Annotated in this window: 8 protein-coding genes; 2 read left to right on the top strand and 6 right to left on the bottom strand. The window is 65.7% G+C overall.

What is annotated here, in order from left to right; translation table 11 throughout:
- A partial coding sequence (locus SFU54_RS04650; protein ID WP_319015135.1) for a DUF4349 domain-containing protein occupies positions 1-616 on the top strand: 616 nt, incomplete at its 5' end.
- A 4-nt stretch (positions 617-620) separates the two neighbouring features.
- Here the strand turns inward: SFU54_RS04650 and SFU54_RS04645 are convergent.
- From SFU54_RS04645 to SFU54_RS04620, 6 genes are read right to left on the bottom strand one after another with little or no spacing between them, the layout of a single operon-like run.
- Positions 621-1,760, bottom strand: a complete 1,140-nt coding sequence (locus SFU54_RS04645) for a mannitol-1-phosphate 5-dehydrogenase (RefSeq protein ID WP_319015134.1) — start codon at positions 1,758-1,760, stop codon at positions 621-623.
- Positions 1,757-2,200 (bottom strand): PTS sugar transporter subunit IIA, encoded by a 444-nt coding sequence (locus tag SFU54_RS04640; protein ID WP_319015133.1) that lies wholly within the window; start codon positions 2,198-2,200, stop codon positions 1,757-1,759. Before SFU54_RS04640 ends, SFU54_RS04645 begins: the two co-directional genes overlap by 4 nt.
- A 33-nt stretch (positions 2,201-2,233) precedes the next feature.
- A complete protein-coding gene (locus SFU54_RS04635) occupies positions 2,234-3,676 on the bottom strand; it encodes a PTS mannitol transporter subunit IICB (protein WP_319015132.1) in 1,443 nt (480 codons plus the stop codon).
- A 38-nt stretch (positions 3,677-3,714) separates the two neighbouring features.
- Positions 3,715-5,379 carry a phosphoenolpyruvate--protein phosphotransferase gene (gene ptsP, locus SFU54_RS04630; RefSeq protein ID WP_319015137.1) on the bottom strand — a complete coding sequence of 555 codons (1,665 nt, stop codon included), beginning with the start codon at positions 5,377-5,379 and terminating at the stop codon, positions 3,715-3,717.
- An 11-nt stretch (positions 5,380-5,390) separates the two neighbouring features.
- Entirely contained in the window at positions 5,391-5,654 is a 264-nt protein-coding gene (locus tag SFU54_RS04625; RefSeq protein WP_319015131.1) for an HPr family phosphocarrier protein, read from the bottom strand.
- Positions 5,647-6,000 carry a hypothetical protein gene (locus SFU54_RS04620; protein WP_319015130.1) on the bottom strand — a complete coding sequence of 118 codons (354 nt, stop codon included), beginning with the start codon at positions 5,998-6,000 and terminating at the stop codon, positions 5,647-5,649. Before SFU54_RS04620 ends, SFU54_RS04625 begins: the two co-directional genes overlap by 8 nt.
- A gap of 132 nt (positions 6,001-6,132) precedes the next feature.
- Between SFU54_RS04620 and SFU54_RS04615 the strand changes: the two genes are divergently transcribed.
- Positions 6,133-8,046 carry a BglG family transcription antiterminator gene (locus tag SFU54_RS04615; protein ID WP_319015129.1) on the top strand — a complete coding sequence of 638 codons (1,914 nt, stop codon included), beginning with the start codon at positions 6,133-6,135 and terminating at the stop codon, positions 8,044-8,046.
- The last annotated feature ends 3 nt before the right edge of the window (positions 8,047-8,049 follow it).

Genomic DNA, 8,049 nt, shown 5'->3' with positions numbered 1-8,049 from the left:
TCGGCAAGAGTTCGCGCCCCGCACGTTCGGCGATGCGACGGATGCGGGCGGTGCCGAACTCGTGCTGCGGATTCCCGCCGACCGTCTGACCGCCACGCTCGAGAAGCTCAAGGCCCTCGGCGAGCTCGAAGAACTGCAGCTGAGCTCGACCGACGTGACGCGCGAAGTGCAAGACATCGATGCCCGCGCGACGGCCCTGCGCTCGTCGATCACGCGACTGCTGGCCCTGCAAGACGCGGCGGTCACAGTGGAAGACCTCATCGACCTCGAGTCGGCCATCAGCCAGCGGCAGGCTGAGCTCGAGAGCCTCGAATCGCAACAGCGTTACTACGCCGACCAGGTGGGCCTCTCGACCCTGACCCTGACGCTCGGCTCAGAAGAAGTCGCGCCCGTCGACGAGCCCGACACCTTCCTCACCGGATTGCTCGCCGGTTGGCAAGCACTCGTGACCTTCGGCTCAGCACTGCTCGTCATCGTGGGCGTGCTCTTGCCGTGGCTCGCCGCGTTCGGCCTCATCGGAGTCATCGTGCTGGTGATCGTGCGCGCGATCGTGCGTCGCTACCAAGCGGGCGAGCGGGCGGCGGCAGTCGGCGGCGGCGGCGAGACTGGCGCCTAGAGGCTCAGTCTTGCGCGTCGGCGACGACCCGCACGAGCGGGTCGAACAGCGCATGACCCGACGTCACACCCATCACCGACTCGACGATGTGCGGGGCTGTGTCTGCGCCCAATCGCTCGGCAAGCTCGAGGCTCTCGGCATCGTCGTCGACGCGAAAGCGCAGTGCCGCGCCGATCGCCGTGAGCAGGCCCACCGGCTCGATGCCCGCCTCGGCGAGCGCGGCGGCGGGTTCGATAAACCGTTCGTGTCGGCTGAGCTTGCGCAGCGGCTGCCGGCCTACACGCGTCACGGGGTCAGCGAGGGCCGCGTTCGCGAAGCGCTCGAGCGCCGTGGCACGATACGCGTCTTGCACAGCGGTCTCGAACCCATGGCGCATCACGAGTAGCCGCGAGGTCTCTTCGAGAGCGGCAACGACGCCCGCGCGCACCGCGGGGTCGGCGATGGCGTCATGCACGAATTCGTGGCCAGCCGCGCGTCCGAGATAGGCGCTCGTGGCGTGCCCGGTATTGACCGTGAAGAGCTTGCGCTCGATGTACGGAGCGAGATCGGCGACGAAGTGTGCGTTCGGGATGCTCGGCAGGGCATCCCCGAACGGACCGCTCTCGATAGCCCACTCGCAGAAAGGCTCGACACGCACGTCGAGGCCATCGGCCGGGTCAGCCGTCGGCACGATGCGGTCGACCGCGGTGTTGGCGAAGATCGCGCGCTCGAGCGCCTCGGGGGAATCGGAGAGAAGCGTGGCGACCTCGGCACGCAGCAGGTCTGTCGCCTGCAAGGCGTTCTCACACGCCATCACAATGAGAGGGGCGAGCTCGGGAGAGCGGACGCGCAGCGCGTCGGCAATAACCGGTGCGATGAAGCGCAGCACCGTGGGGCCGACGGCTGTCGTCGTGATGTCCGCCTCGGCAACAGCGGAAACCGCGGCCGGTCGATCTGCCGCGCTGTCGATGGCTGTAAAGCCCGTGACCGTGTGCTGACGACCACCTGGGCCGATCTCGATCACCTGATAGCTACTGGCCGCTGAGATCGCGGCGATGAGGGGGCCGTTGACGTCGACGAACACTAGGTCATGCCCTGCCTCGTGAAGCAGGAGACCAATAAAGCCACGGCCAATATTGCCAGCGCCGAAGTGAACGGCCGTCATGCGGTCGCGTTGACGTCGCCGAGCAAGTCGAGCACCTGCTGCGGCGACTCGGCCGCGAGCAATTGCTCAACGGCCGAGTCGTCGCTAAAGACGAGCGCGAGCGAAGAGAGTACGGCCATGTGACCGCCATCTTTGCCCGCGATCGCGGCAACGACACGAACGTCATTGCCATCCCAGTCGATGGGCTGGTCGTACCGCACAACCGTCATGGCCGAGGCAAGAATCGCTTCTTTCGCCTCGTTCGTGCCGTGCGGAATGGCCAGGCCATTGCCCATGAAAGTAGAGACCAGGGATTCGCGCTCCCGCATTGCCGCCTCGTAATCGGGCGTCACCGCTCCCGCGTGCACGAGCAGGCGAGCGGATTCGGCGATCGCCTCCTCACGAGTGCGCGCGGTGCCGTTCAGCACGATGCAGTCGGTGGTCAATACGGTGGTGCTCACGCGAATCCCTGGCCTTTCCTGTCGAGTCGCGCCTTAGCTCTGCTGCGACTTGATGTGCTGCACGACCATGTCGTACTGCGGGCTGTTCATGAAGTTCTCCACCGACACGTGCTCGGCGTGAGGGGCCTGGCTCTGCGCACGGGCCGTCAGGTCTTGGTGCGTAATGACCAAGTCTGCCGTCTCGTCGAGGTTGGCGATGGCCTTGTTGGTGACGGTAACACCTGTCACCCCAGCCTCCTTCAACTTCTTGCGCAGAACCGTCGCGCCCATGGCGCTCGAGCCCATTCCGGCGTCGCACGCGAACACGACGGTCGAAATCTTCATCGCGGTCGCCGTGCCGAGCAGGTCGCCCACGCGGCTTTCGCTTCCCTTGAGGGTCGAGTTCTGCGACACAGCGTTCGAGAAGCCATCCGCACCCGACTCGAGAGCCTCAAGGTCACGCTTGCGGCTGGCCCGCAGGATGAGCGCGGCAACGAGGAACGTGACGGCTGCCGACAGGATCACCGAGAGGATGACACCCACGTAGCTGTCGCTCGCCGTCTGCAGCAAGATCGCGAAGATCGATCCAGGCGATGCCGGAGCGCGAAGACCCGACTCGAAGATCAGGTTCGTCGTGATGCCCGTCATGCCACCCGCGATCATCGCAACGATGAGGACAGGCTTCATGAGCACGTAGGGGAAGTAGATCTCGTGGATTCCACCGAGGAAGTGGATGATGATCGCACCCGGAGCCGTGGCGCGAGCGATGCCAACACCGAAGAACGTGAAGGCGAGCAGCAGGCCCAAACCGGGGCCAGGGTTGGCCTCGAGCAAGAAGAGGATCGACTTGCCCGTGTCAGCCGACTGCTGGATGCCCAGCGGGGTCAGCACGCCCTGGTTGATGGCGTTGTTGAGGAAGAGCACCTTGCCCGGTTCAATGACGAGGCTCGCGAGAGGCAGCAGGCCCGTCTCGGTCAAGAACTTGGCCCCAGCACCGAGCGCGTCGCTCAGCACCGTCACGACGGGTGCGATTCCGAAGAACGCACCGATCGCGAGGCCGAAGCCGACGATGCCCGCCGAGAAGTTGTCAACGAGCATCTCGAAGCCGGCGCGGATCTTGCCGGCCCAGAGAGCGTCGACACGCTTCATGATCCATGCTGCGAGGGGGCCAACGATCATGGCACCCAGGAACATGGGGATCGTCGTGCCGACGATGACACCCATCGTGGCGATCGACGCAACCACGCCACCGCGCGTGCCGTAGACCATACGGCCCGCGGTGTTGGCGATCAGCAGCGGGAGCAAGTACACGATCATCGGTCCGACGAGGGCCGCGAGGGTCTCGTTCGGGGTCCAGCCGGTGGGGATGAAGAACGCGGTGATGAAGCCCCAGGCGATGAACGCCGCGATGTTGGGCATGATCATGCCGCTGAGGAAGGTTCCGAATCGTTGGACCCGGACCCTCGCACTCGTGCGAGGTGCTGACGTCGTCGTCATGGGTGTCGCTCCTTGTGTGTGTAGGGGTGGTGCACTGGTTAGGGATGGGTAGGCGCGTCGAGCACCGCCCGTCGGGCGGCCTCGGCGCTCTCGGCCGACACAGCGAGTGCGGCGAGTCTGCGGGCGTCGTCGAGGGAGTGCAGAGCCAGCTCGACCCGCACGTCGGCGATCGCGGAAGAGGACATCGAGAGACTCGTGGCACCCAAGCCGACGAGCACAACGGCGAGCAGAGGATCAGCAGCGGCCTCGCCGCAAATGCCGACCGGCACGTCGTGCGCGGCCCCGGCCGTACCCACCGTCGCAATGAGGCGCAGCACCGCGGGGTGCCACGGGTTCTGGAACGCAGCAACGGTGCCGAGAAGGCGGTCGGCCGCAAACACGTACTGGGTGAGGTCGTTCGTGCCGATGCTCATGAAGTCGGCGTTGCGGGCCACGTAATCGGCCATGATCGCGCACGAGGGCACTTCGACCATCACACCAGCAACCGCGATACCGAGCTCGTGCGCGAGGTCGCGAAAGTACAGCGCCTCAGCGGCGGTCGACACCATCGGCGCCATGACCTGCACGAGAGCATCCGTCTCGGCAGCAGCCTGGGCAAGGGCGGTGAGCTGGTCGCGCAAGATGCTCTCGTGCGCAGCAAGAGCGCGAAGCCCGCGGCGGCCGAGAGCGGGGTTTTCTTCTCCCACGTCGGTCAGAAACGCCAGGGGCTTGTCGGCGCCGGCGTCGAGCACGCGCACGACGACCTTCTTGCCGGGGAACTGTGCGAAGACCTCGCGATACGTCTGCGCTTGGCTCTCGACGCTCGGAGCTGACTCGGCACCGAGAAACAGCACCTCGGTGCGAAAGAGCCCCACGCCTTCGGCGCCGCGAGCCGCCGCCTCACGCGCAGAATCGACCGAGCCAATGTTGGCCAACAGCGGCACAGCGTGCCCATCTGCCAGGCGCCCGGGGCCTGAACTGTGCGCACGAATCGCCTCGAGGGTGGCCGTGCGCTGCAGCGCCAGGTCGATGCGCTCCTGAGCGGGCTCGCGCTCGACGACGCCGTTCTCGGCATCAACGAGCACGATCTCGCCGTCGCGCAGACCGGCGGCGTCGGCAGCGCCAACGACCGCGGTGATGCCCTTCTCTCTCGCCAAGATCGCCGTGTGCGAGGTCGGGCCACCATCGGTCGTGACGAGCGCCAGCACGAGGTCAAGATCGAGCGTTGCCGTGTCTGCCGGAGCGAGGTCGCGTGCGACAAGCACGAACGGTGTCGATGACTCGGGAACCCCCGGTGCGGGCAACCCCCGCAGGTGCGCGATGGCGCGGCGCGACACGTCGTCGAGGTCTCCCGCGCGCTCGCCGAGGTATCCGCCCAGCGACGCGAGCATGTCGCGGAACGTGGCCATGGCCGCGTGGATGGCGAACTCGGCCGTCGCGCCATCTTCGGTGCGGTGGCGCACGTCGGCCGACAGGGCGGGGTCTTCGGCCATCATCGCGAGGGCATCCAGCACCTCGGCAGCCGTGCCGCCTGCCGCTGCTCCGCGCGCTCGCAATTGCGTCGCCGTGTAGGTCAAGGCTTCGGATGCCCGCGCCCACTCGTTCTCAGGAGTCAGGGTGCTCGGCACGTCGACCGGGTCGGCTACCGGTTCCGGCATGCGCAGAACCGGACCGACCGTCGTGGCTCGCCCGATTCCGACCCCGCGAATGATGCTGCCCGTCATGTCGGTCGAGGTCACGCGTCGTGGTCTTTCTCGAGAAAAGCGGCAAGCGACTCGAGCACGGCGTCGGCCCCCTCACCCTGCACCCGCAGCGTGACCTGATCGCCGTGCTCGATGCCGAGAGACACCACGCCGAGAATGCTGGCGGCGTTGATCGAACGTTCGCCCTTCTGCAGTTCGACGGCACAGCCCGAATCGGTCACTGACTTGACGAACAGCGCTGCCGGGCGAGCGTGAAGCCCGTGAGTCGAAGCGACAGCAATGGTTCGTTCAGCCATGAGGGTTTCCTTTCGAGAGACGATTCGCGCGATCGGCGCGCTCGGCGTCGTGTGACTGCAACAGGGTCACGCTTTGGTGGGCGGCAGCGGTCAGATCATCGGAATCGAGAACCACGACCGGCACTCCGCTCGATGCGACCACGAGGCGCAGGTCGTCACAACGGTGCGCGAGGTGGTGGCCCACGAGCACGAGACCCAACGAGTCGGCTCTGTTCGCAACCTGGTCTTCGGCAAGAGGCTCGATCTGCCAATCAAGGCCGTTGGCGCTGGCCAGATCGCGCACCGCGCGCGCGAGAAAGGTGCTCGACACCCCGGCCCCGCAGACAATCGCCGCAGTGCGGTGCATGATCGCCTCCTCGCGGTCGGGGTTGTCAGAACGCTCCCACTCTCGATGACGAGCGCCCGGCGCTCCACCAGACTTCTTTCCCCGGGGGCGGAAACTCCATTCGCGAGTCCCTCGTCTACAGTGACAAGCGACATGGCCGACAAATACGAGCGGATGCTGGAACTTCTGTTCCAGGCGGATGACTGGGTCACCGCGACCGAGCTGGCAGAGCAGCTCGGCGTAACGACGCGCTCTGTGCGCAGTTACGTCGCGGCCGCGAAGTCGGCCGCGCATCCGCGTGCCATCGTGTCGGCATCGACAGCCGGCTATCGCTTGAACCGCGAACAGTACGCCGACTTTCTCTCTGAGAGTCGCGAACGGGGTTCTGGCGCCGAGACTCCACAAGACCGCGTACACCACTTGATTCGGCGTCTGACCGAGTCGCAGTCGGGAATCGACGTGCACGGTCTCGCCGACAGTCTGTTTGTGAGCGAGTCGACCATCGAAGCCGATTTACGCAAGGCGAAAGCTCTCGTCGACGACGCCGGCGGCACCCTCGAACGGCGGGGCAGCACGGTGCGTCTCACCGGAAGCGAAGGCGCCCGTCGTCGACTCTTGAGCGCTCTCGTTCAGAGCGAGAGTACGCAAGGCATGCTCGATCTCGAGCAAATCGAAGACGAATTCGCTCTGGCGGGCCTTGGCGCCTTCAAGACCGAGCTCATCGAAGCGCTCGACGCCAAGGGCTTCTTCATCAACGAATACGGCATCGACGCCGTCATTCTGCACGTGGCGATCGCCGTTGATCGAGCCCGCCGCGATCAGCACTTGCCCGACGCTGAGGCAACGACCGTACCCGAGCGTCACCAGCCGATTGGCGAAATTCTCGAGCGGCTCACGCGCGCACAGTTCTCGGTGGAACTGACGTCGGCCGATATCGACTACCTGGCGCGGCTACTGATCACGCGCGTGATTGCCCCCGGAAACGGGCCCGCGGGCGAGACGGTCGTCGACAGCGATGACGTCGCCACCGTGCGCCGCATCGTCGACCTCGTGTTGCAGGAGTACGTCGTGGACTTTCGCGACGAAGCGTTCATCACGCGGTTGGCCATCCACCTCGGCAATCTCGTGGCGCGGGCTCGCGAAAACGCCCACACGCGCAACCCCCTCACGCGGTCGATCAAGAGCTCGTACCCGCTGATCTTCGACATTGCCGTCTACATCGCGTCGATCGTGCAGCGCGAACGCGGCATCACGGTTGACGACGACGAGATCTCATACATCGCCCTGCATCTCGGTTCTCACCTCGAGCGTGTGTCTCGCCGAGAAGAGCGAGTGTCGTGCACGATCGTGTGCCCGAGCTATTACGACTTGCACGCGATACTGCGCACGCGTGTCGAGCGCGAACTGGGCGGCGAGCTCAGCGTGGAGTTCGTGGTGACGCGCACCGACGTTGACCCCCGCGAGCTCACGAGCGACCTCGTGATCTCAACGATTCCGACGGTGGCGTTGCGCGATGGCGTCGTCGTCGTTCAACCGTTTCTCACCGACGACGACATCGACGCGATTCGCACGGCAATCTCGCGAGTGCGGCGGCAGCGGCGCCGCGCCCGCATCATCGATGAACTTCTCGAGTACTTTGATGAGGCTTTGTTTTTCACGCCGCCCCCGGGCGACACTCCGGAAACAATCATTCGGGGGCTCGGCGCTGCACTCGTCGATGCGGGCGTCGCTGACGAGGCCTATGTCACGGCAGCGCTCGAGCGCGAACGCATGTCGTCGACGGCATTTACCGAAACCCTCGCGGTGCCGCACGCCATGGGGCTGACGGCCGAGCGCACCGCCATCGCCATCGCGCTGTCTCCCACCCCCATCGCGTGGGGGGATGCCCGGGTATCGGTCGTTGCGTTCATCGCCTTTAGCGCCGAAGGTCGGGCGCGATTCCAGCCCCTGTTCGACCAGTTTGTTGACGTTTTTGCCTCACGCCGCGATGTCGCTGAGCTCGTGCGCGATGCCACCGACTTCGACGCCTTCATTGCCCGACTCGCGCAATTGCTCGAACGCGGCTGAGCA

Origin of the sequence: Microcella sp., from assembly GCF_033763155.1 — a bacterium.
Lineage (GTDB): Bacteria > Actinomycetota > Actinomycetes > Actinomycetales > Microbacteriaceae > Microcella.
This window is presented reverse-complemented; position numbering and strand designations above follow the sequence as displayed.

Excerpts from the sequence above, each read along its gene's own strand:
- SFU54_RS04620 (WP_319015130.1), bottom strand. The coding sequence starts at position 6,000 with ATGCACCGCACTGCGGCGATTGTCTGCGGGGCCGGGGTGTCGAGCACC.
- ptsP (WP_319015137.1), bottom strand. The coding sequence starts at position 5,379 with ATGACGGGCAGCATCATTCGCGGGGTCGGAATCGGGCGAGCCACGACG.
- SFU54_RS04625 (WP_319015131.1), bottom strand. The coding sequence starts at position 5,654 with ATGGCTGAACGAACCATTGCTGTCGCTTCGACTCACGGGCTTCACGCT.
- SFU54_RS04615 (WP_319015129.1), top strand. The coding sequence starts at position 6,133 with ATGGCCGACAAATACGAGCGGATGCTGGAACTTCTGTTCCAGGCGGAT.
- SFU54_RS04645 (WP_319015134.1), bottom strand. The coding sequence starts at position 1,760 with ATGACGGCCGTTCACTTCGGCGCTGGCAATATTGGCCGTGGCTTTATT.
- SFU54_RS04635 (WP_319015132.1), bottom strand. The coding sequence starts at position 3,676 with ATGACGACGACGTCAGCACCTCGCACGAGTGCGAGGGTCCGGGTCCAA.